The sequence below is a fragment of the Galbibacter mesophilus genome (genome assembly GCF_023721415.1).
GTDB classification, from domain to species: Bacteria; Bacteroidota; Bacteroidia; order Flavobacteriales; family Flavobacteriaceae; genus Galbibacter; species Galbibacter mesophilus.
Map to the genome: position 1 here is coordinate 377,765 of NZ_JAMQVC010000001.1, position 22,861 is coordinate 400,625.

Genomic DNA, 22,861 nt, shown 5'->3' on the forward strand with positions numbered 1-22,861 from the left:
AAGATATTTACCGTATCAAAATTGATTCATGAAAAAATCTATTTTACTCGCCATACTTTCTGGATTACTTCTCGCACTAGCTTGGCCTACTTACGGAATTCCTATTTTGGCATTCATTGGTTTCGTGCCACTATTGTTGGCAGAGAAACAAATTCGGGAGTCGGAACTTAAAAGAAAAGGAGCTAAAGTTTTTTTTACCTCCTACCTTGCTTTTATTATTTGGAATAGTATTACAACTTGGTGGATTTGGTATTCCACTCCCTTTGGAATGTTCTTTGCGCTGGCTGTAAATTCCTTGCTCATGACCATTATTTTTTCGTTGTATCATTTTGTAGCGAAAAGACTTCCGGCTAAAATCCACTTAATTTTTCTTCCTGCTATTTGGATGGCTTTCGAAAAATTTCACCTCAACTGGGATTTCTCATGGCCTTGGTTAAGCCTTGGAAATGTTTTTTCTGAATATACTACTTGGATTCAATGGTATGAATACACAGGAACCTTTGGCGGTGCGTTATGGATTTGGATTATCAACATCGGTGTTTATAAGACTATTATAAAGTATCAACAAACTAAGAATAGGAATGTTCTAACTAAAGGGATTGCTAGAAATGTATTGCTCGTTGCCATTCCCGTGATTGTTTCCTTATTTTTATTACATAACTACAAAGAAGCAGAAGAAAAAGCGCAGGTTACGCTACTGCAGCCAAATATCGATCCCTATTCTGAAAAGTATAATATCTCCAATCTTCAAATGACAAAAGATTTGATCGATTTGGCGAAAAGCGATGTTACTTCAGGAACAAATTATGTGATTGCCCCGGAAACAGCTATTGCAAAAGGTGCACCAATTGATAAGTTTGACAACAGCATGGAGAAGAAAATGCTTCAAAATTTTGTGTTGCAATTTCCCAATATGCAGTTTATCACTGGGGTAGATTTTTACCGACATTACAGGGACAAAAAACAACCTAGCGCCACCGCAAACTATTACGGTCCAAACGGATGGTTCGATTTTTACAATGCCGCTGTACAAATAAACCAAAATAAAGTTTCAGAAAAATATGTAAAGTCAAAATTAGTGGTTGGGGTGGAGAACTTCCCTTTTAAAAGTTTTCTGGAACCTTTGCTTGGCGATGTTATGCTCGACCTTGGCGGCACAGTAGCCATGCGGGCAACGCAAAAGGAACGCGGTGTCTTCACTTCCAATAACCAACAATTTGTAGCTGCACCCATCATTTGTTACGAATCTATTTACGGCGAATTTGTTACTGGGTATGTGAAAAATGGAGCTAATTTTCTGGCTATCATTACCAATGATGCTTGGTGGGACAACACCCAAGGTCACAAACAACATCTTAGTTATGCTCGTTTACGCGCCATTGAAACCCGAAAAAGTGTTGCTAGAAGTGCCAATACGGGTATTTCTGCATTTATCAATGAAAAGGGTGAAGTAGAAAAAACGTTGGCATATAACCAAAAAGGCGCACTCTCTGGCGAAATTTCAATTAACTCTAAAGAGACTTTTTACGTAAAGTACGGTGATTTTATTGCACGGATTTCCGTTTTATTCGCAGGAATGATTTTACTATACGCAATCGCCAGAAAGAAGGGGTAATGGTATTATAGGCTGATATTCAGTAGGCAGTGGTCAATGTTCAGTGTTCAGTGAGCAATAAAAACTTTGAACCTTTGCCCCTCTGCCTCTCAATTAACCAATTCAACAAATTTACGGTTGCTGTAGGCGGTAGGTTATATACGAAATTTTGATTTTGGATTTCAAGCTTTAAAAATCATAACAACTACCTTTTGCCTGACTTCCCCACAGACTCAAAAAAAATTCCCTCATCATGTTGACCTTCCCCTCGCACCTTTCAGCATCCCCACGGCTTAAGTAACATTCCCCTCGACCCTATGACCTTCCCCTCGGAGCCTGAAGTCTTCCCCTCGACCCAATGACCTTCCCCTCAAGGTTTGCAACCTTCCCCACGAGCCAATGACCCTCCCCTCGCCGCGGGAATGGCTCTTTTTCATGTGGGAAATCGTTTTTGTTTGCTTCTGGGTTGAATTGTTTATCTTTTGAAGTTTGAAAATAGTAGGCAGACACTCAGTTGGCAGTGTTCAGTATTCAGTGAGCAGTACTCAGTGTTCACTGAGCAATAAAAACTTTGAACCTTGTTCCACTTACTTCGTAAACTTTTTCACCCCTACCGTTATAGGATAGTCCAAGTTGTTTTCTTTGGGAACAATCGGACAAGAAAATTTTTCGTTGTATGCGCAATAAGGATTGTAGGCTTTGTTGAAATCTAGTGCAAGGGAATCTCCTTCCGGTATACTTAAATCGATGTATCTACCGCCAGCATACGTTTCATTTCCATTGGTTTTATCTGAAAAAGGCAAAAACAAATAGTTGCGGTACTCTTCCGTATTTTTTAATTGCTGATTTTGATAAACATTCAACTGAAAATCCTTTCCATGTAATGAAAAATGAAGTATTCCATATACTTTTTCTTGAGAATTATCCCCTGTAGTTGTGGGCATTAAAAAAGGTTGTGCATCGGGGGTGCGCTCCAATTTTGCAATAACCGAAAAAGAGGTGTCAATTGGGAAAAAATCCAATCCTTCAAATCCTAAAAAATCTTCTTTTGTTAGAGGTGTTTTTTCAGGATGGTTGTATTCTTCGTTTATTTCCTGTTGAAATCGTTTTGCAGTTGCCACCTTACTTTCGGGAATTGATTTTGCTTCAGAAACAACCTCAACTTCATTAGCATTATGATATTTTTTACCATCGTTGCATGCAATTAATAACGGCAAACACAGAATTAACAACTTCAATTTTTTCATTCCCATCAATTTTTTCAGTAACAAAAATACAACTTACGGCATTTTTAACTAGCTTTGTTTGAACAAATAGAAGAAATGACATTTTTTACCACATATACAAAGTCTAATGTAAAATCGCTGCTTCGCAGTCGGTGCTTTTGTATGTTGTAGAAAATTACAATTATAAATTTATGAAAGCCCGACGCAAAAAGAACGTCGGGCTTTTTTATTGAACTTTTTTAATCAACCTTTCGTCCAAATGAAGAAACTATACTTTGGATATATTTCATCCTTTCAAGGCCTCTCTAAAGAGGTTTGGTGGCTTGCGCTTATCACTTTAATTAACCGTGCCGGCACCATGGTTATACCGTTTTTATCGCTTTATCTTACGCAATCTTTAAACTTCAGCTTGGCGGAAGTAGGCTGGATAATGAGCTGTTTTGGACTCGGTTCGGTGGTGGGTTCTTGGATTGGCGGAAAATTGACAGACAGGATTGGTTATTATAAAATAATGGCATTCAGTTTACTTTCTTCTGCCCTTTTCTTTGTATTGCTGCAGTTTTTCACTTCTTTTTGGAGTCTTTGCTTAGGAATTTTCCTGGTTATGTTAGTGGCGGATATGTTTCGCCCTGCGGTGTTTGTGGCATTAAGTGCCTACAGCAAACCCGAAAATAAGACCCGTTCGGTAACGTTAATCCGCTTAGCCATTAACTTAGGCTTTTCGGCTGGACCTGCCATTGGCGGACTCATCATTACCAACATAAGTTACGACGGACTTTTTTGGGTGGACGGGATTACATGCTTCTTTGCCGGAATATTATTGCTAAATGTTCTCAATCCGAAAAAAGCAAGAGTTTTGGATGAAGTTAAAAATGACAATCCCACTTCTGCTTACTCCGATTTTTTGTACTGGATATTCTTTATCGCCATGATTATCTTCGGATTTATATTCTTACAGTATTTCTCTACCGTTCCACTTTATTACAAGGAAATATTTGCCTTGACGGAAGATGAAATTGGATTGTTATTGGCCTTTAATGGCTTGTTGGTATTTATTTTTGAAATGCCCCTCGTGCAGTATTTCGAGAAAAAGTCATGGACATCCTTATCCAGCGTTATCTTCGGATTGATTTTAACATTCCTAAGCTTTTTGGTGCTAAACATGTTCCCGTTTTTAGGAATACTTATCGTTGGAATGATTTTGATGAGCTTCGGGGAAATGTTGGTATTTCCTTTTTCCAATGCTTTTGCACTAAAACGTGCCAAACGCGGCAATCAGGGGGAGTATTTAGCATTGTACAGCATTGCCTTTTCCTTTTCCCATATTCTTGCCCATAATTCCGGTTTTCACTTAATCGACATGTTCGGTTTTGAGTTTACATGGTATTTTATGGTTGTTTTGGGTATATTGGGTTGTTTGCTTTTAATGTACTTAAAAAGAAAACTTGCTATGGAAAATTAAAAATATGGAGAATAGCTATTCAGTTTAATGCAAAAAATAACGGCGAGAGCCTTCAACATAAGAGATAATTATTGACTAATGGTAGAAAAGGAAACACTAAACCAAAAACTTATTGATGTTAAAACTGAAATTTACGATAAACTTTCTCTCGAAATTTCTAAAATAAATAATGAAGTTGAAGGAACCGAATATGATGCTTGCCAATTTGAGCTTAATGGGTTGAAAATTATTTCTAGAAGCTCAAAATAACACCTAAAAAAGTTGGCCAATTCGTCACATTTTGGAAACGAAATCCAAATGGAAAAACAGAGCCCTATTCTGAAAATGACCAATTTGATTTTTACGTAATTAATATAAAATCGGAAAATCGTTTCGGACAATTTGTATTCCCGAAATCCGAATTAATTAACAAAGGTTATGTAACCTCTGAAAAAAAGGATGGGAAAAGAGGGTTTAGAGTTTACCCTATTTGGGAAAAAGTGCTAAATAAACAGGCAGCAACAACACAGAAATGGCAGTTAAATTACTTTTATGAGATTAATGAAAAAACTGATTTGAAAGCAGTAAGAAAGTTATACAACTGCGACGTATAGTTACATTCTTCCAATTCTATAAAATACAGGGAACTTTAAAGAATATGTTTCTTTAGTTGTAAGTTTTGCCATAAAATCATCCACGGGATTTTTCTGATTCTTTTCTTTGTATTTTTTTACGGCAGACCAACTTTTCAGGTAGCCTTCCAACTGCTTGGGTGTCCAACGTACTTTTATTTCAAAATCTTTTGAAAGGGTTTCTTCCGTAAAAGGGAAGTCTACATTTTTATATTCTTTTTCAATATAAATGCGTTCTTTATCCCAAAAATCGCCAATAACATTCTCATAAAAATGAAATAGCTTCTCGTTAAATTCATCATCCCCTTTGTGTAGTCCGTAACCAAAAATAGCCAACAATCCGCCTGGTTTTAAAATCCGTTTGACTTCCGTAAAAAAAGCTTCAAAATCAAACCAATGAAAGGCTTGCCCCACCGTAATCAAATCAAAATAGTTATCGTAAAAAGGGGTTTGTTCCGCACGCGATACTCGATAATCAATATTATCAGCAGGAATAGCATTTTTTAATTGTTCTTCACTGATATCGATTCCATAAACCTGATCAAAACTATTTTTTAAAATATTAGCTATTTGTCCGTTTCCCGTACCAACATCCAAGGCTTTTTTGGAATAATGGACTTTTTTGACCAATTCAGAAATAAAATCTTCAGGAAAAATAGGTCTAAAAGCAGCATAGTTTTCAGCTTCCGTAGAAAAATTATCAATCATCGCTTTCATAACTCTCATTTTTTAGATTATTAAACACCAAATTTAGTACATCGTATCAAACCCGTAAGATTCCAACAACTCATTATATTCCGGTTGAATTCGCAATAGCGTAATTCCGTCCTGTTGCCTTAACGTTTCTATATCTTTATAACCGTTTGCCAGCATTTTATCCAAGTAAAACAGTGCCATTCCATAGTCTCCACTTTGCACTGAATATTTTAAAATAGGATAGTACGATTCGTAATCGGTGGGGTCAACAATTGTGCTATAAATAGAAAGATACAATAAATTTTGCGTCTGCTCTGGCTCTTTGTAAGATGTTTTCATTTCACTGGGAAGTATCTTCATAAAATTGAGAATCCTTTTACCCATTCGCTTTTTAACAGCACTGGCAGAATTAATGTACTCTTTATTTATGTCCGTAACTTCCCCTTCCCAATAGGACAAAGAATTTAATTCGCCAGAAGCAACGTCCTTGGGAAAGAAATTAACATAGTCTATGTAATAATTAGGTTCCACCATGTTTACGAAAGCGTGGTCACTCCGTTGCGAGCGATAGAGTTTAGTTCGCCGAATTTCTTTTTGAAGCTCTTTCAGCGTGTCTTTTTCAAAATAAAAACGATAGTTCTCCATCATATCGTCCAAATCGTTATAAGCTCGGTACATTTCCAGCTGCGTTCTTAAAGTTTCATTATACGCAAGGTCTTCAGCATAAAATTGAGCGATTTCTTCATCATTCCTCGGAATAATATTTCTTGTCATGGACTGAAGGGTAAGCAAGCGTACCGCCTTATTAATAGTTTCTTTTGGAGGCCAGACATGTCCGCCGGAGAAAAACACTAACTCGGCATCAAATTTGCGTTTGGTAAGGTATTCATCGGCAAGTTTCATCTCCCGATAATTAAAATCTTCATCCCCAACAACTCCCACAAACAAGAAATTATTTTTCTTTGGAGTATACATTTCATTATTGGCGAACGAAGCACCACAGGCTATTACACCTTTCACATTTTTTGAAATCACGGCAATAGTCACCGCCAAACGGGCACCCCCGGAAAATCCCGCGACATAAATATTATTTTCGTCTGCACTGTAAGCCTGCAAAACTTCCGCATAAAAGTTACGAGCTATATTGAGATTCTCTTGATAAGTGCTATTCTTTACGCCATTGGAAGCAGCTATGATGTAACCATATTTTTCAGAAGCTTCCTTAAACTTTTCAGTAGCCAAAGCACCCCTCCCATTGGGATCGAAAACCAAAATTACGGGCCATTTTCTATCACTTGTATAGTCCGTTGGAAGATAAACCGAATAAGTATCCTTGGAATGCGTAATGGAAAGTGCATCCGTTACTTTACCTAACACAGGTTTTTCTTGGCTCCAGGCAAGGGAAGTCAGAAAAAATAAAATCAACAGTTTTTTCATAAAAGCTTATCAAACGTAAATTCAGCAAAAAAGTTGCCATTAAATTTATTCATAAAAATACACATCTATTAAACTTAGAGGAATTTTTATTTATATCAGTCACCCTATTGCACTACCTCAAACTTTAAATTTAGCCCAATTAAATGTTAAGATATTCTTTATTGAGTATCCTTTAACACCTTATTTCCCGTAAAATATGGATATTTAAGTAGAATCAAATCAGTAATTTAAAAATATCAACTATGAAAATCCAAGCATATTTAGCATTTAAAAATCAATGTGAAGAAGCACTCAATTATTATAAAAACATATTTGGTGGCGAAGTAATTAACAAACAGACTTACGAGGACAAGAAAATCGACATTCCTGAAAGTTATAGACACAATCTACAACATGCCGAATTGAAAGGAAAAGGCTTTCACTTTATGGCCTACGACGCAGCGCCAGACACGCCTATAACTTCTGGTTCTAATTTGTACATGAGTATCGATGCAGACTCCAAAGACGAAGCTGCCGAGATTTTTAAAAAACTGAGTAGCGGAGGAAGTGTTCATCAACCGTTTGAAAAATCCAGTTGGGGAGATTATTACGGAAGATGTACCGACAAATACAATATTCAATGGATGGTAAATGCAAAAGAATAAGTTAACCATTCTTATTAAAGAAACTAAAATCAGCTTTCGAGCTGATTTTTTTTATTCCGATTTCACCTACAAAACTGTTAAAAAAACTTTTCAATTCTCTAAAATGACATCCATTTCTTTATTTTTCGAAATAAAATTGAATATTTTTAAAGCCGTTTAGAAAATTAACTAACTAATAAAAAACAATGAAACGTAGACAATTTGTAAACACCACTGCCAAATCCAGCCTTGCTTTAACCTTTTTAGGAGCTATGGCTTGTAAAGAACAAAGTAAGAAAGAAACTTCTGAAGTTGTTGAAGAGGCCATTAAGAAAGACGAAGCTTTATTTTTTCAAATCTCTTTGGCACAGTGGTCGTTACACCGAGCCTTAAAATCTGGAGAAATGGATAATTTAGAATTTGCTGCCAAAGCAAAATCATTAGGATGTGAAGGCTTGGAATATGTAAATCAATTCTTTGGAGATAAAGCAAAAGATACCGCTTACTTGAACCAAATGAATGACAGAGCAAAATCTGAGGGTGTTGAAAACGTGCTTATCATGATCGACGGGGAAGGACAATTGGCTGATGCAGAAGCTAAAAAAAGACTGGAAGCAGTAGAAAATCATTACAAATGGGTGGAAGCTGCCAATTATTTAGGCTGTCATTCTATCCGTGTAAATATAGGTGGCGGAAAAGAAATGGAAGAGGCTGCCAAAGCAGGAATAGACTCTTTACAAAAACTGTCTGAATTTGCGGCTCAGGAAAATATAAATGTAATTGTAGAAAACCACGGCGGATTTTCCTCGAACGCATCTTGGGTGGCCGGGATAATGGAAAAAGTTGACATGGAAAATTGCGGTACCTTACCCGATTTTGGTAATTTCTGTATTGAACGAGGAAAAGACAGCTGTGCGGAAGAATACGATCGTTACAAAGGCGTTAAAGAATTGCTACCTTACGCCAAAGCTATTAGTGCTAAATCTCACGATTTTAATGCTGAAGGAAATGAAACCCATACCGATTTTCTAAAAATGATGAAAATGGTAAAAGACAGCGGCTACAAAGGTTTTGTTGGTATCGAATACGAAGGTGGTAATTTATCTGAAGAAAAAGGGATCATTGCAACCCGTGATTTATTGATTAAAGTTGGGAAACAACTATCTGCCTAAATCATAAAAGAATATATTGAAGGCCCAAAATGCAAAATGTTGTTTTGGGCTTTCTTTATTTTATTTTCTACCGGAAGACACTCATTCTTTAACGATTTCTCCGCCACTTTCTTCCCATTCGTCAAAACCTCCCCGCAAGTCAACCAAATCTTTAAATCCTAAAGAGTCAAGAATTTTAGACGCTTTAGCGCTACGTCCACCAGCTTTGCAATAAACATACACCTTTTTATCCCTGGTAAGTTTGCTTACTTTTTCAGCAAAATCTTCAGATTTATAATCAATATTCTGGGCGTTTTTCAAATGGCCGCTAGAAAACTCCTCTGGTGTTCGAACATCGATTAAAATCGATTCTGAAGTATCCTTCAATTTAAAATCAGAAATATTCATTTCATTAACTTGAGCCGTAAGTTGCTGAACTGAAATTATTAATAGGAAATATATTATATATTTTATTTTCATGCCTTTGGTGTAAAAAAAAGTTATACCGCAAAGTACAGAATAACAAACGTGTTTTTTAAACTTTTTGTTATACTTTTGAAAGAAAATTACAACTTCGTGGCCAAAAACCAACTTAATCCCTCCAAATGGGTAGATCTCTATGCAGACTACCTTTTTAACTATACCATCTCTCGGGTAAACGATACCATTGTTGCAGAAGATTTGGTACAGGAAACCTTTTTGGCTGGGTTAAAATCGGCTAAAAACTTTAAAGGAGAAGCCGCAGAACGTACTTGGTTGATTTCTATATTGAAAAGAAAAATTATTGATCATTATCGGAAAATTAATTCGAAAAAAGGAAAAGCCGAAGTTAAAATGGGCTATTCTAATCGAAATGAAGAGGAAGGCGATTGGCTGGAAGACCGAGTAGCAGACCCCTTTGATATGAATGCCGAAGATGTGCTTCAAAACGAAGAGTTGGGTGTGGCCATTCAAGAATGTTTAATGAAATTGCCTAAAAAACAGGCCGATGTTTTTATAAAAAAAACGATTGAAGGAATGGAAACCGAAGATATTTGTAAAGAATTAAATATCTCCGCGTCTAATTTATGGGTAATTATCCATCGAGCAAGAACTGCGTTAATGGATTGTTTGGAAAATAATTGGTTTAAAAAATGAGTACAAAAAAAAGCACTTTCTTTATCTCTTGCGAAGAGGCCAAGCATATTTGTGATAAAGTTCAATATGGCGAAGCCAGTATTTGGGAACGATTAAAACTAAATCTTCGTCTTCTATGGTGTCGAGCAACAAAATCTTACACGAAACGTAACGGGACACTCACCAAACTTTGTAACGAAGCTCAAATTAAAACCCTCAATGAAGAGAAGAAAAATGAAATGAAAAAACGTCTTGAATCGCAAGAAGTTTAAATAGCCCACAACAGCAGCCACCAAATCACAGAAATACTCTCCACGAAAAATCTTGAAAAATAGCTGGATTGTTCTTTTTTAGCAAAAACTACTGCTAAAACCAACAAGCCACTAATGATCGATTCGACCACTAAATTATCCATTCCGAAGAAATGGCTTTTAACTATTGCAATAATCAAGAATAAAATAGTTAACACCCCTCCAAAAACCTTAACTCCTTTCTCCCCAAGCACCTGCGGAAGTGTTCGCAACCAAGGTTCATCCGCTTTTAAATCCCTGATTTCAAAAGGTATCATTAAAATAATAATGAACAAAAAGCGCTGTAAAAACTCTAGAAATCCAATCCATTCTATTTTTGAATCGCTATTCAGTAATGGCAAAATTACGGTAGAAACAGACCAAGTTATTGCAACAATATAAATTTTCACCCCCTTTAGACTTCTAAAATTTTGTTTTGAAGAAATAGCGGGGACTACATACAAAAAGGCCAAAAGGACCAACACAGAAGCGATTATAACTGTAATAGCCTGTAATTGAAACACAAAATACAGCGCTACTAAAAAGCAAATTGCACTAAATAACTGTATGGATCGAATGTACTTTTGCGTTACAAAAATATAATGTTTTGCAAGCGGACTGTATTTTATAAAACTGTACTCCACAATAGTTCCAAAAAACAAAGCATAACTCAACGCATCATCAAATGGCAATCCTAAATTGTAAAAGGTAACCTGTGCCAACGCAAAAACGCTCAAACCCACATGAATACTAGTATCCAAATAAAAATCAAAAATGCGTTTAAGTAGCTTCATTTCAATAAAATAGACAGCAAAATGTTAATTCTGTTATTGGGTGTTCAAAACTTTAGTTAAAGCCATTTTAAAAGTACTTTTTTTAACCATAATTATGTGTACTTTTGCGCAAAATCAACTACCTGAAAGTTAATTTTCTAGGTATACAAAGGAAAACAAATTAATTCTTTTCGGCCAATAAAACCGAAGGAACAAGCCCTCCCAGAGGGCAAAACATTTTTTAGACGGTTATAATGAAAACAGATTCTTTTATTTCCCGCCATATCGGCCCACAAGAAGATGATTTAGGCACCATGTTTTCTACAGTTGGTGTTAAAAATATGGACGAGCTACTCTACGAAACCTTTCCAGATGGCATCCGATTGAAATCGGATTTAGACCTTCCGGAGGCAATGACAGAGCATGAGTACTTAGGCCATTTAAAACAACTGGCGGCCAAAAACAGTGTTTACAAAACCTATATTGGTCTTGGTTACCACGAGTCTATTACGCCTTCAGTAATCAAAAGGAATATTTTAGAAAATCCAGGATGGTACACTGCATACACTCCTTACCAAGCGGAAATCGCTCAAGGAAGATTGGAAGCTTTGTTAAACTTCCAAACCATGATTTGCGATCTCACTGGGATGGAATTGGCCAATGCGTCTTTATTAGATGAAGGTTCTGCTGCTGCAGAGGCGATGTCTATGCTTTTCGGTGCAAGAAGTAGGGAGCAAAAGAAAAATAATATCAATAAGTTTTTTGTTTCAGATGAAGTTTTACCGCAGACTTTATCGGTATTAAAATCGCACGCTGCTCCGTTAGAAATTGAATTGGTTGTAGGCAACCATACTTCTTTTGATTTTTCAAAGGAATTCTTTGGTGCTTTCCTTCAATACCCAGGAAAATACGGTGCTGTTTACAATTATGGCGAATTCGTTTCCGAAGCCAATAAAAATGACATTAAAGTTGCTTTTGCAGCCGATATTTTAAGTTTGGTAAACCTTACTCCTCCTGGAGAATTAGGAGCAGAAGTAGTAGTTGGAACTACACAACGCTTTGGAATTCCGTTAGGATATGGTGGCCCACACGCAGCATATTTCGCTACAAAAGAAGCTTATAAAAGAAACATCCCTGGAAGAATTATTGGAGTTACAAAAGATATGGACGGAAACCGTGCATTGCGAATGGCGCTCCAAACTAGGGAACAACATATAAAAAGAGATAAAGCTACTTCTAACATTTGTACAGCTCAAGTTTTATTGGCGGTTATGGCTGGAATGTATGCTGTTTATCACGGCCCAAAAGGTTTAAAATACATCGCCGATAAGGTTCATAATTCTGCTATTGCGCTTTCCAAAGCGCTTTCTGAATTAGGTTATGAGCAACTAAACGAGTCGTATTTCGATACTATTTTGGTTAAAGCCGATGCACAAAATGTTAGACATATTGCGGAATTGGAAAATGTAAACTTTCTATATGTGGATGGCGATAAAGTGGCAATCTCTTTAAATGAAGCCACTACGCTTAAAGACCTCAACAAAATTGTACAGATTTTTGCTGACGCCGCTGGAAAAAACACAGTTACCATTGATAAGTTAATGGAAAATACAGCTGTACTAAACGGTACCGCACGTGTATCTCCATTTTTAGAGAATGAAGTTTTTAACTCTTTCCACTCTGAAACCGCTTTAATGCGTTACATCAAAAAATTAGAGCGTAAAGATTTGGCGTTAAACCATTCTATGATTTCTTTAGGGTCTTGTACCATGAAGCTAAATGCTGCTTCGGAAATGCTACCTTTAAGTTGGGATGAATGGGGAAATATTCACCCGTTTGTACCCGTAGAGCAAGCCCAAGGTTACCAAGAAGTGTTGAAAACGCTTGAAGAACAACTTAACGTAATCACTGGTTTTGCCGGAACTTCTCTTCAGCCAAATTCAGGTGCACAGGGAGAATATGCAGGACTAATGGTAATTCGTGCGTATCACGAATCCCGTAATGAATCTCATCGAAACATTTGTTTGATACCTGCTTCCGCTCACGGAACCAATCCAGCTTCTGCAGTATTGGCTGGAATGAAAGTGGTGGTTACAAAAACCGACGACAAAGGGAATATCGATGTTGAAGATCTACGCGAAAAAGCAGAAAAGCACAAAGAAGATTTGGCTGCTTTAATGGTTACTTATCCTTCAACACACGGGGTTTTTGAATCTTCCATTAAAGAAATTACCCAAATTATTCATGATAACGGCGGACAAGTTTATATGGACGGTGCAAACATGAATGCTCAGGTAGGACTTACAAATCCGGCAACTATTGGAGCCGACGTTTGTCACTTGAATCTTCATAAAACATTTGCCATCCCGCATGGTGGTGGAGGCCCTGGTGTTGGCCCTATTTGTGTAGCCGCACATTTGGTTCAGTTCTTACCTTCCAATCCTGTTATAAAAACCGGTGGAGAAAATGCTATCGATGCGATTTCAGCAGCGCCATGGGGAAGCTCATTGGTTTGTTTGATTTCCTACGGATACATTAAAATGCTTGGTGCTAAAGGCTTGAAACAAGTTACAAGCACAGCAATTTTAAACGCAAACTATATTAAAAGCAGATTGAGCGGTTCTTTTGATGTATTGTATACAGGAGAAAAAGGAAGAGCTGCCCACGAAATGATAATCGATTGTCGCCCATTTAAAGCAAAAGGTATTGAGGTTACCGATATTGCCAAAAGACTTATCGACTACGGATTCCATGCGCCTACGGTTTCTTTCCCAGTGGCAGGAACAATGATGATTGAGCCTACGGAAAGTGAAAACCTAGCAGAGTTAGACCGTTTTTGTGATGCTTTAATTGCCATAACAAAAGAAATTGAAGAATTGGAAGAAGGCGATACAAATAATGTTTTGAAAAATGCGCCTCATACGTTAAAAATGTTGACGTCTTCCAACTGGGATTTTCCTTATTCAAGGGAAAAAGCGGCATTTCCTATGGATTATATTGCCGATAATAAGTTTTGGCCTACCGTAAGACGTGTTGATGAAGCCTATGGAGATCGTAATTTAATGTGTACCTGCGCTCCTATTGAAGATTATATAGAAGCTTAGAAAAACCACAAATAATCAGTATATAAAGGCTCTGTTGGAATTTTGAAAATTCAACAGAGCCTTTTCTTTATCCATCTTCATGCTTTTATAAGTCATAAAAACAATACTGGACATCGTAAAAAAAACTATGCACGCATAATATTTAAGGAAGTTACTGTACCTTTGATCAAATTCAAGCTAAATGAACATAAAAATCACTGGTACGGGGTCTTATATTCCTTCAGAAATTACTGGGAACCAATCCTTTTTAAAAAATGTATTCCTAAATGCTGATGGAAGCACTTTTGATACCACCAACGAAATCATAATTGAAAAGTTCAAAGCCATTACTGGAATTGAAAATAGAAGGTATGTAAAAGATGAATACACTACTTCTGATATTGCTTTCTTAGCTGCTGAAAAAGCAATTGAGGATGCTGGCATTGATAAAGAGACATTGGATTACATAATTGTTGCCCATAACTTCGGTGATGTAGAAAAAGGTTCTACCCAAACGGATTGTGTCCCCAGCATTGCTTCCCGTGTAAAAAATGCACTGCAAATTAAAAATCCAGCATGTGTAGGCTATGATGTTTTGTTTGGTTGCCCTGGTTGGCTAGAGGGTGTTGTACAAGCGAACGCATTTATTAAAGCTGGCATAGCTAAAAAATGTTTGGTTATTGGGGCAGAAACCCTTTCCAGAGTAGTGGATAACAACGACCGTGATTCTATGATTTATGCTGACGGAGCTGGCGCTACGATTATTGAAGCGACAAGTGAAGAAGGCGGATTGTTAGCGCATCAATCAGCTACCTACGCAGCAGAGGAAGCTCATTATCTTTTCATGGGTAAATCGTACGATAAGGACCAACTAGATAATACTAAGTACATCAAAATGTACGGTAGGAAAATTTATGAATTTGCCGTTACCCATGTACCCAATGCTATGAAAGAATGTTTGGACAGAAGCGGGGTTGCAATAGAAGACGTAAAAAAAGTGTTTATCCACCAAGCCAACGAAAAAATGGATGAAGCCATCCTTAAACGTTTCTTCAGACTTTATAAAATGTCTGTTCCAAACGGAATTATGCCTATGAACATTCACGAAATGGGAAATAGTTCCGTAGCAACCATCCCTACTCTATTCGATTCAGTAAGAAAAGGATTCATAAAAAATCAAGAAGTAAATAAAGGAGATGTTGTTATATTTGCAAGTGTAGGCGCAGGAATGAATATCAACGCGCTCGTTTATAAAATATAATATGTACGAAAATAGCTTCCCTAACAAACGCTATAAAAAGACCATAGAATTCTTAGAATCATCCGTTCCCAAACCCACTTCTATTCTTGATTTAGGGGTAGAAAATCCTTTCAGTAAAATTATGCAGGAACGTGGATATCAAGTTGAAAACACAAAAGGGGAAGATCTCGATATTGATTTTTCAACAGTTATTAATTCTGATGCGGAAGTGGTAACCGCTTTTGAAATTTTTGAACATCTATTGGCGCCTTTCAACGTTTTAAGGGAAATAAAATCTGATAAACTGATAGCCTCCATCCCTCTACGTTTGTGGTTTTCCCCTGCTTACCGCAGTAAAACGGATAAATGGGATCAACATTACCATGAATTTGAAGATTGGCAATTTGATTGGCTTCTGGAAAAAGCAGGTTGGGAAATAAAAAAACGCGACAAATGGACAAACCCTGTTAAAAAAATAGGCATAAGGCCTCTTCTTCGCAGTTTTACCCCTCGTTATTATATTGTGTATGCTGAAAGAAAAAAGCAATAATGGACTATTATGTAGTTATACCTGCGCATAACGAAGAAGATTTCATCAATCTTTGTTTGGAGAGTTTAGTCTTGCAAACGCTACTTCCCAAAAAAGTGATTGTGGTGAATGATAATTCTACAGATGGTACCGAAGCCATCATTGATGCTTTTGCCAACGAATATGGCTTTATTGAAAAATATAACACCCAATCCTCTACCGAACATATGCCAGGGAGCAAGGTGGTAAATGCTTTTAACAAAGGACTCGCCCTACTTGACGATAAATACGATTTTATAGTAAAATTAGACGCAGATCTTATTCTTCCTGTAGAATATTTTGAAACTATCGCCCAAACTTTTGGTAAAAATAAAGCCGTTGGTATCGCTGGAGGTTTTGTTTATGAAACAAATGAAAATGGTGATTGGGAACGTAATCACCCCATGAATAACGATCACGTGCGCGGTGCTTTTAAAGCTTATTCCAGAGACTGTTTCAACGCCATAGGCGGATTAAAACCAGCCATGGGCTGGGACACCGTGGACGAATTGTTGGCAAAATACCACGGATATGAAATATCTACAAACGACAATCTTCAGGTAAAACACCTCCGCCCCACTGGGAAATCCTACAATAAAAAAGCAAAACTTCTTCAAGGAGAAGCCATGTACGGCATGCGGTATGGTTTTTTTATAACCTGCATTGCTTCTTTAAAAATGGCTTTAAAATATAAGAAGTCTTCTATTTTTAATGATAATATGACTGGTTATTTTAATGCCAAAAAGAAAAGCAACCCTTTTATTGTTACTGAAGAAGAAGGAAGTTTTATAAGGGCTTATCGCTGGAAAAATATCAGGCAAAAGCTTTTTTAGAGAGGTATATACAGTTCCCCCGTGAGAATATACTTTTCCCTGACAGGAATATAGAGTTCCCTTGTTAAAATATACTTTTCCATGACAAGAATATACAGTTCCCTCGTTAAAATATAGTTTGCCATGACAAGAATATATAGTTCCCTCATTAAAATATAAATTTCCCTGACAAGATTATATAGTTCCCTCGTTAAAATATAGTTTTCCCTGACGAGAATATACAGTTCCTTCATTAAAATATACTTTTCCCTGACAGGGATATACAGTTCTATCATGAAAAAAGAGGTGCTTTGTAATAAAAGCACCTCTTAACCACGTGAATAAATGAATAAACTAAACATTTAATTAGCAGGTCGCCAATTAAATTTCTTTCGCCTAAATAGGCTTTATCCAAAGTAAATGTTTCCACTTACTGTATTCTTTTAATACTAAAGCTATATTAATTAGGAATAGCGCAGCTGTTTTTAGAAGCTCTCCCATTTCTTCGGGCTCTAAAAAATAATGAAATAAGAAAATATGTAACGTTATGGGCAACAAAAAGAGAGCTCCCACAAAACTAGTTCCCTGAAAAAGAAGCAACAACCCGAATAAAATTTCGCAGATACCTAAAACTTGCCAAAAATAGCCTGTTTGTTTTGCTCCGCTGATATACAATATTTTTTGCAACGTACTTTCTTTATCCGGTTGAGTGAATTTTTCGGCTTTTTCCACTACCTCTACAGGCGTTGGACTGGGCTTTTCAAACTTATTAATGCCACCATACACCATAAGTCCGCCTAAAACAAGACGAAGTATTATAAATAGAATGTTTACAGTTTTCATATTACAACAATTTATATTCAAATTTTGGATATCCACGTTCACCGCTTTCACTCAACAAGGCCGTAAAGCGAATTTTATAGTAATTTCCGTCGGAATCTTTTAGGACAAAAAACACATCCTCTTTTAAAGAAGGTAAAGTATTTGGACCGCCTCCATTTCTCCAGTCACTTCCAATTCCTCTTTGATCTTCAATAAGGTTGGCTTCTATAATATCTTCCGCAGAAAAGTTTTCATAAGAGAAATCAGCCGCATTCACCTGATATGCCTTTGCCCCCGCCTTTAAATTGGTAGCCACAAAATCGGCATAGCCATACGCACCATAACCCTGTATTATATTTGTAAAAACCGTAAAGTTTAGATCCCATTTTGTCTTTTCCGGCTCAACTGTCGTTTCTTCATTTGTATTAAAACTGAAAAAAGTAAAATTGTAATCTTCATTCTTATCAATTACAACTTCGTTATGAGTAGTTGCATTTAAATCTGCATACTGCAAAACATAATCATTCCCTTGACGAAGCACTCTAATTTTTTTCCAGCCTCGGGAATCATCCGTAATATCAATACCACCTTTCTCGGGTGTTTCGGTACCAATGGCACTTCCAAGGTTTACCAGATACACTTTATTTTCCGAAGCTGTTTCAGAAATTTCGGCAATAGCAGTTTCTCTTATATTCCCTGAAGGATCATCTATATAATCAGCACTTTCTGCGCTAAAGGTTCCAACCGCTACTGCCGACTGAAATGCTGTTACATCAGCTTCGGAAATGGCATCTATATCAGTGGATTCTAATTCCTTCGCCGCCATGTAAAGAGACCCATTCAAAACTACCCTAAAATCTTCTCCGCTATAGAAACCTAGGTCCCAAGTATCTCGCTTGACCGTAGTTTGTGTTTGCGAACTTAAATCGACATATACCTGATTGGGTTGATTTGGACCGCCAACCTCTGGTGACAAGACTCCACCCAGAGCAGCAGATTCTGTAAAACTAACCGCCAAGGTAGTATTTCCCTGAAGGGAACTGTTGGTATTGGACACAGCATCCAGTTTAAAGGTCACAGACATTTCTGTTCCTTCAACAGGGTTTTGTAGTTTCGTAAAGTTGAATGTAGCAGAATTACTGCCGGCTGTTAAAGGTACCTCCAAGATTCCATTTTCTCCGGAAGGAGACGTAATAAAATGTGTACCATATTCAGCGTTCACTGAAGTATAACTTATAGTGGCTGTTCCCGCTTCAGTAGCCGTTTTAGAATAAACCAAGGTAATTTCTTTATCTGTATCTTCCGCAGTAAAACTTACGGAAGGATTTTCAAAAGCAGCCACGAAAGGTTGTGCTTCTCCAGCATCGTCGTCGCTACTGCAAGAAAACAGTAATAGCGCCATGATGATTTTTCCAAATAATAGTGTTCTTCTCATGATTAATTAGTTAAAATTTAGATTATACAATAGTTTTATAAAGTAAGATCTTCCGTAGCCTAACAACACGCTGCTCGGCGGTCCAGAATGTGCCCCGCCTTCCATTGCTGTGGTATTTACACGGGTAACATTTAATAGATTTCTCACCCCCAATGTCAGCTCCATCTTATTTTTTAATAGTAGTTTCCTTACCGATGCATCCCACCAACTGTATGGCGCCTGTCTGCCACGCACCAACACATCTTCCCCATTTTCATCTTGCTCCTGTACAAATTGATATTCTGGTCCGTTGTATTTATAATACGTTGAAAAAGTAGTTCCCCAATTAGGAATGCTGTAAGACAAATTTGCATTGAGTTGTACTGCATTTAAGTAGTCATCATTGTAATCGCGACTGTCCAATACTTTGGAAACTGCTGAATACGATATTCCAAGGTTTCCGTTAATATTTCTGTAAAAGAAACCATTGGCCAGGGACACATTCCAGGTACGGTATCTGTCGATGTTATTATATTGAAATGCTAATGGGGAATTGTTTACAATGGTAAGTTCTATTCGGTCTTCTACATTAAGATAACCCAATGTTAATTTGCTTTTCAACAGAAATTCACTTCCTAAAGCAAAAGGCTTTTTAAGATGAACAAAGACAGAACTTCCTTGCTCAGGCTGTAAGTTTTCATTGCCGCGCACATCGTGATTGGCATCTACAAAATAGGAATATAGTTCTGTGAAATTAGGCATTCGCGGTGCTGTTCCCACCACGGCACGAAGCTCGAAATTATTATTGAAAGTATACTTGGATGAAATTTCCAACGCCGTTTGGGCATTAAATTTATTGGAAAAGAAAACCCTTGCTCCAGGGCGTAGCGAAAATCTGTTATTGGGAATGTATTCTGCGGAAGCAAAAATATCGTAAGCTCCCAAATACCGATTAATATTCTCTCCCCCGAAATCGCCTGCCACAGCAGAAGCATAGCCGTCGCTGGCATTAACTTCGTAACCCAACTGAAAATCAAATGTTTGATTATTCAGAAAATCACTGAGCATTCCTTTAGAATAATAGACCTTTCTAGATTCGTATTCAAAGTTTTCAATATCAAATTTTTCACGGGAAGGAATGCGGTAATTATAATTTTCGGCATTTCTTTTTTGTTGCTGAAATGAAAAAGACACATCATAGCGAATACCGCCATTGAAGTTGCCATTTCCGTTTAAGTGGTGCATAAACCGATTGGAGGTAAAAACCTCATCAGAAGAAACGGGATTATTAGTTCCTGTTGAAGGGTTTGAATTCATGCGCACTACGGAATCGTAGCGAGAGACTTTTTCGTTGAAGTATTCAAATTTGTAAAACCAGCGTGTATTGTTGCCTTGATAACTTAGCAGCGCCTTCCCGTTGTATTGAATCTTTGGTAACCATTCATAACCACGTTTTCCATCATTTATGGCATAATTTCGCCCTTCCCTTTCGCCCCATAAACCTGCAAAATCGTTTCGGGTGATCATGGCATTGGCGTACCATTTATCAGACATTTTATGGCTAACGCTAATCGATTGAATATGCCTTCCTTCATCAAACCAGCTGTATTCATCGCCAATGGTTTCTTCTTGAAGGTAGGGAGTAATTTCCCACGTATTTTGCGAAGATTTTTTAGTGATAATATTTATAACTCCAGCAACCGCATCGGTTCCGTATTGAACGCCCATTGCTCCTTCTACGATTTCAATCTGTTCAATGTCATCTAGATTTATCTGTGTGAGATCGGTATTGTTTCCAAAACCTTCATCGTTTACCAAAGGAATGTTATCGACCAGTATTTTTACATATTGTCCGTCCAATCCGAACATCCGCACTTGTGATTTTCCGGTAGAGGCATTTGGGATTATAGAAATGTTCAAAGTTTGATTTAAAACATCTGCCAAATTATTGCCCGCCTGCCGGTCAATATCTGCTTTACTAATTACCGATACTTCATAAACCGACTTTTTTATGGATTGTGGGTTATACTGACCTGTAACTACTACCTCGTCCAAATTGTTTATGGACAAAGAATCTGATACAGAAATATTTTGAGCCGTAATGGAACTAAAAAAAAGTATTAAAAATATAAGGGTTAGCTGTTTCATTATTTAGATTGATTCTGAATAATTTTCAGCAAATATATATGTTATTTTTATTCAATCTAAATAAATTTTATATTTTTGTTCTGTCAGAAATTCAAAACCTAATTAAATCAGAAATGAAAAAACTAATGTTAGTATGCATGGCAACAGGGCTGTCAGCATTTCAATTAACCGCTCAAAACAATAAGAAAAAGTTAGATCAAGAAAGCATAAAGGATATGTGCGGATGTTACGAAGTGCGTTTCAACTTTGCTGAAACCTTTAACAATGCAAAAGATTCAACCTACCAACCTTCTAAAGTAAAACAAGTGGGTGCTTTAGAATGGGTTGAACTGGTAGAAGATAAAGCTGACAAAATTGTTATGCAGCATCTTCTTATCGCTAATGATACTATGATTATAAAACACTGGCGACAGGATTGGTTATATGAAAACACCGATTTCTATCAGTTTCACAAGGACAAAACATGGAAGTACGAGAAGCTTTCCAACGGTGAAGTAAAAGGGCAATGGACGCAGAAAGTGTATCAAGTGGATGACAGTCCGCGTTATGAAGGAACCGCTACCTGGGTGCATGTTGATGGTAAAGATTATTGGACTAACACCACGGACGCGCCATTACCAAGAAGGGAGCACACCATTCGCGATGACTACAATGTTATGAAGCGTAGAAATATTCACGCCATAACCGATTACGGATGGTTGCACGAACAAGACAACGACAAAATTATAAGAAAAGACGGCGCTGAAGATTTTGTACTAGCTCAAGAAAAAGGGTATGACACCTATACTAAAGTTGCTGATGAAAAATGCAAAGCCGCCCAAGATTGGTGGAAAGAAAATGATAAATTTTGGAAAATTGTACGAAATAAATGGAACAAAGTTTTTGAGAGAAATCAAGACATTCATTTAAAGAAGAGCGTGGATAATAAACCTCTTTTTGCCCACTTATTTAGTATGCCAGCCAATAGTAGTAAAAAGGATATAGAAGCTGTAATAGATAGTTTTATAGCAGAGGAATGAAAAATAAAGTTTAATTGTTCCTAGACAAACATGATATTTATTGATTCATAGAAGCTCCTTTCATTTCTTTTGCTCGCCCAAAAGAAACGAAACAAAGAAAAAGGCGCCTTATCCAAGGAATTTTTTCGACCCTAAAGTCGAAAAACCGTAATCAAAACTCCGCGTCGCTCCGTGCCTACGCTCCTGCTCTCGGAGCTTTTGATTACTATTCTCCAGATAAGGAAATTATATAAATTGATAATTTCAACTGTGCTTTAACTTAAAATCCATTAAATATAACAATTCAAAGCTGATGTGTAAACACCTTCAAATATTAAATAGATCTAGAAATGGAATCCTTATTTATTGTAAAAACAATAACATGTATCAATTGCTTTACAATAACCTCAATTTTAATTTTACTGAAGCGGAATTTGAGAGTTTTCATAAATATCTATTCAATTTGGAGGTAGATTATTGGGAAGAAGAGTACAGATATTCTATTTACGATAAACGCATTCCCATTCCCACTATTCAATCCAATTTGCTTATTCTTCTAAACAAGCAAGAAGTATTGGAACTAAAATCACTTGTAAAACTGAGGCCTCATGAATACAAACTGTTACCTATTCATGACATTCATTATAAATTGTTCTCTAATTAAATTTTATATTATTTGAGTTTGTTAGTTTGTTGTTGCTGCAAATTGCAGCAAAAGAAAAGCCCGAAAAACTTGTCTTTTTTTCGGGCTTTCTAATGTTTTATTTATTTTTTGACTCAAACTTATTTTACGATGA

The 22,861-nt window shown here is 36.9% G+C and carries 23 protein-coding genes; 14 read left to right on the top strand and 9 right to left on the bottom strand.

Annotated features, from left to right (window positions below):
• The first annotated feature begins 28 nt into the window (after positions 1-28).
• Positions 29-1,615: an apolipoprotein N-acyltransferase gene (lnt, locus tag NDQ75_RS01635; protein ID WP_202029028.1), complete on the top strand. Its 1,587-nt coding sequence runs from the start codon at positions 29-31 to the stop codon at positions 1,613-1,615.
• Positions 1,616-2,181: 566 nt separating this feature from the next.
• Here the strand turns inward: lnt and NDQ75_RS01640 are convergent.
• Positions 2,182-2,841 carry a DUF1684 domain-containing protein gene (locus tag NDQ75_RS01640; protein WP_202029029.1) on the bottom strand — a complete coding sequence of 220 codons (660 nt, stop codon included), beginning with the start codon at positions 2,839-2,841 and terminating at the stop codon, positions 2,182-2,184.
• A gap of 238 nt (positions 2,842-3,079) precedes the next feature.
• On the opposite strand from NDQ75_RS01640, the gene NDQ75_RS01645 reads away from it, so the two are divergent.
• From NDQ75_RS01645 to NDQ75_RS01655, 3 genes are all read left to right on the top strand, one after another.
• Entirely contained in the window at positions 3,080-4,282 is a 1,203-nt protein-coding gene (locus NDQ75_RS01645; protein WP_202029030.1) for an MDR family MFS transporter, read from the top strand.
• Positions 4,283-4,360: 78 nt separating this feature from the next.
• Entirely contained in the window at positions 4,361-4,531 is a 171-nt protein-coding gene (locus NDQ75_RS01650; protein WP_242513690.1) for a hypothetical protein, read from the top strand.
• Positions 4,528-4,875: a MepB family protein gene (locus NDQ75_RS01655; protein ID WP_251762017.1), complete on the top strand. Its 348-nt coding sequence runs from the start codon at positions 4,528-4,530 to the stop codon at positions 4,873-4,875. Before NDQ75_RS01650 ends, NDQ75_RS01655 begins: the two co-directional genes overlap by 4 nt.
• Here NDQ75_RS01655 and NDQ75_RS01660 read toward each other — a convergent pair whose 3' ends face one another.
• Together NDQ75_RS01660 and NDQ75_RS01665 are read right to left on the bottom strand one after the other, a co-directional pair.
• Positions 4,876-5,610: a class I SAM-dependent methyltransferase gene (locus NDQ75_RS01660; RefSeq protein WP_202029031.1), complete on the bottom strand. Its 735-nt coding sequence runs from the start codon at positions 5,608-5,610 to the stop codon at positions 4,876-4,878. It abuts the gene before it with no gap.
• A gap of 33 nt (positions 5,611-5,643) precedes the next feature.
• Positions 5,644-7,026 carry an alpha/beta hydrolase gene (locus NDQ75_RS01665; RefSeq protein ID WP_202029032.1) on the bottom strand — a complete coding sequence of 461 codons (1,383 nt, stop codon included), beginning with the start codon at positions 7,024-7,026 and terminating at the stop codon, positions 5,644-5,646.
• Positions 7,027-7,268: 242 nt separating this feature from the next.
• On the opposite strand from NDQ75_RS01665, the gene NDQ75_RS01670 reads away from it, so the two are divergent.
• Positions 7,269-7,670 carry a VOC family protein gene (locus tag NDQ75_RS01670; protein ID WP_202029033.1) on the top strand — a complete coding sequence of 134 codons (402 nt, stop codon included), beginning with the start codon at positions 7,269-7,271 and terminating at the stop codon, positions 7,668-7,670.
• 185 nt (positions 7,671-7,855) lie between these two features.
• Positions 7,856-8,821: a sugar phosphate isomerase/epimerase family protein gene (locus NDQ75_RS01675; RefSeq protein WP_202029034.1), complete on the top strand. Its 966-nt coding sequence runs from the start codon at positions 7,856-7,858 to the stop codon at positions 8,819-8,821.
• An 81-nt stretch (positions 8,822-8,902) separates the two neighbouring features.
• Here NDQ75_RS01675 and NDQ75_RS01680 read toward each other — a convergent pair whose 3' ends face one another.
• Positions 8,903-9,280: a rhodanese-like domain-containing protein gene (locus NDQ75_RS01680; RefSeq protein WP_242513691.1), complete on the bottom strand. Its 378-nt coding sequence runs from the start codon at positions 9,278-9,280 to the stop codon at positions 8,903-8,905.
• A gap of 96 nt (positions 9,281-9,376) precedes the next feature.
• On the opposite strand from NDQ75_RS01680, the gene NDQ75_RS01685 reads away from it, so the two are divergent.
• Together NDQ75_RS01685 and NDQ75_RS01690 are read left to right on the top strand one after the other, a co-directional pair.
• A complete protein-coding gene (locus NDQ75_RS01685) occupies positions 9,377-9,937 on the top strand; it encodes a sigma-70 family RNA polymerase sigma factor (protein WP_202029132.1) in 561 nt (186 codons plus the stop codon).
• Positions 9,934-10,188, top strand: a complete 255-nt coding sequence (locus tag NDQ75_RS01690; protein WP_202029035.1) for a hypothetical protein — start codon at positions 9,934-9,936, stop codon at positions 10,186-10,188. The genes NDQ75_RS01685 and NDQ75_RS01690 overlap by 4 nt, the downstream gene beginning before the upstream one ends.
• On the opposite strand, the gene NDQ75_RS01695 is transcribed toward NDQ75_RS01690, so the two are convergent.
• Complete coding sequence (locus NDQ75_RS01695; RefSeq protein ID WP_202029036.1) at positions 10,185-11,000, bottom strand: UbiA prenyltransferase family protein; 816 nt, start codon at positions 10,998-11,000, stop codon at positions 10,185-10,187. The two genes, NDQ75_RS01690 and NDQ75_RS01695, sit on opposite strands and share 4 nt — an antisense overlap.
• 233 nt (positions 11,001-11,233) lie before the next feature.
• On the opposite strand from NDQ75_RS01695, the gene gcvP reads away from it, so the two are divergent.
• The 4 genes from gcvP (at position 11,234) to NDQ75_RS01715 (ending at position 16,703) form a co-directional block, all read left to right on the top strand.
• Positions 11,234-14,083, top strand: coding sequence for an aminomethyl-transferring glycine dehydrogenase (gene gcvP, locus NDQ75_RS01700; protein WP_202029037.1), 2,850 nt, complete (start codon positions 11,234-11,236; stop codon positions 14,081-14,083).
• Between the two features lie 181 nt (positions 14,084-14,264).
• Positions 14,265-15,323 (top strand): 3-oxoacyl-ACP synthase III family protein, encoded by a 1,059-nt coding sequence (locus NDQ75_RS01705; RefSeq protein WP_202029038.1) that lies wholly within the window; start codon positions 14,265-14,267, stop codon positions 15,321-15,323.
• A gap of 1 nt (position 15,324) precedes the next feature.
• Positions 15,325-15,852: a methyltransferase domain-containing protein gene (locus NDQ75_RS01710; protein WP_202029039.1), complete on the top strand. Its 528-nt coding sequence runs from the start codon at positions 15,325-15,327 to the stop codon at positions 15,850-15,852.
• Complete coding sequence (locus tag NDQ75_RS01715) at positions 15,852-16,703, top strand: glycosyltransferase family 2 protein (protein WP_202029040.1); 852 nt, start codon at positions 15,852-15,854, stop codon at positions 16,701-16,703. Before NDQ75_RS01710 ends, NDQ75_RS01715 begins: the two co-directional genes overlap by 1 nt.
• Here NDQ75_RS01715 and NDQ75_RS01720 read toward each other — a convergent pair.
• The 4 genes from NDQ75_RS01720 to NDQ75_RS01735 form a co-directional block, all read right to left on the bottom strand.
• Entirely contained in the window at positions 16,700-16,978 is a 279-nt protein-coding gene (locus tag NDQ75_RS01720) for a hypothetical protein (RefSeq protein WP_202029041.1), read from the bottom strand. The two genes, NDQ75_RS01715 and NDQ75_RS01720, sit on opposite strands and share 4 nt — an antisense overlap.
• A gap of 100 nt (positions 16,979-17,078) precedes the next feature.
• On the bottom strand, positions 17,079-17,525 hold the full coding sequence (locus tag NDQ75_RS01725; protein WP_202029042.1) for a DoxX family membrane protein: 447 nt from the start codon (positions 17,523-17,525) through the stop codon (positions 17,079-17,081).
• Between the two features lies 1 nt (position 17,526).
• On the bottom strand, positions 17,527-18,939 hold the full coding sequence (locus NDQ75_RS01730; RefSeq protein WP_242513692.1) for an HmuY family protein: 1,413 nt from the start codon (positions 18,937-18,939) through the stop codon (positions 17,527-17,529).
• 6 nt (positions 18,940-18,945) lie between these two features.
• Positions 18,946-21,066: a TonB-dependent receptor plug domain-containing protein gene (locus tag NDQ75_RS01735; RefSeq protein ID WP_202029043.1), complete on the bottom strand. Its 2,121-nt coding sequence runs from the start codon at positions 21,064-21,066 to the stop codon at positions 18,946-18,948.
• Between the two features lie 113 nt (positions 21,067-21,179).
• Here NDQ75_RS01735 and NDQ75_RS01740 point away from each other — a divergent pair, with 113 nt between their 5' ends.
• Together NDQ75_RS01740 and NDQ75_RS01745 are read left to right on the top strand one after the other, a co-directional pair.
• Positions 21,180-22,085, top strand: a complete 906-nt coding sequence (locus tag NDQ75_RS01740) for a DUF6607 family protein (protein WP_202029044.1) — start codon at positions 21,180-21,182, stop codon at positions 22,083-22,085.
• 292 nt (positions 22,086-22,377) lie between these two features.
• Positions 22,378-22,728: a DUF6686 family protein gene (locus tag NDQ75_RS01745; RefSeq protein ID WP_202029045.1), complete on the top strand. Its 351-nt coding sequence runs from the start codon at positions 22,378-22,380 to the stop codon at positions 22,726-22,728.
• Positions 22,729-22,861 lie beyond the last annotated feature (133 nt).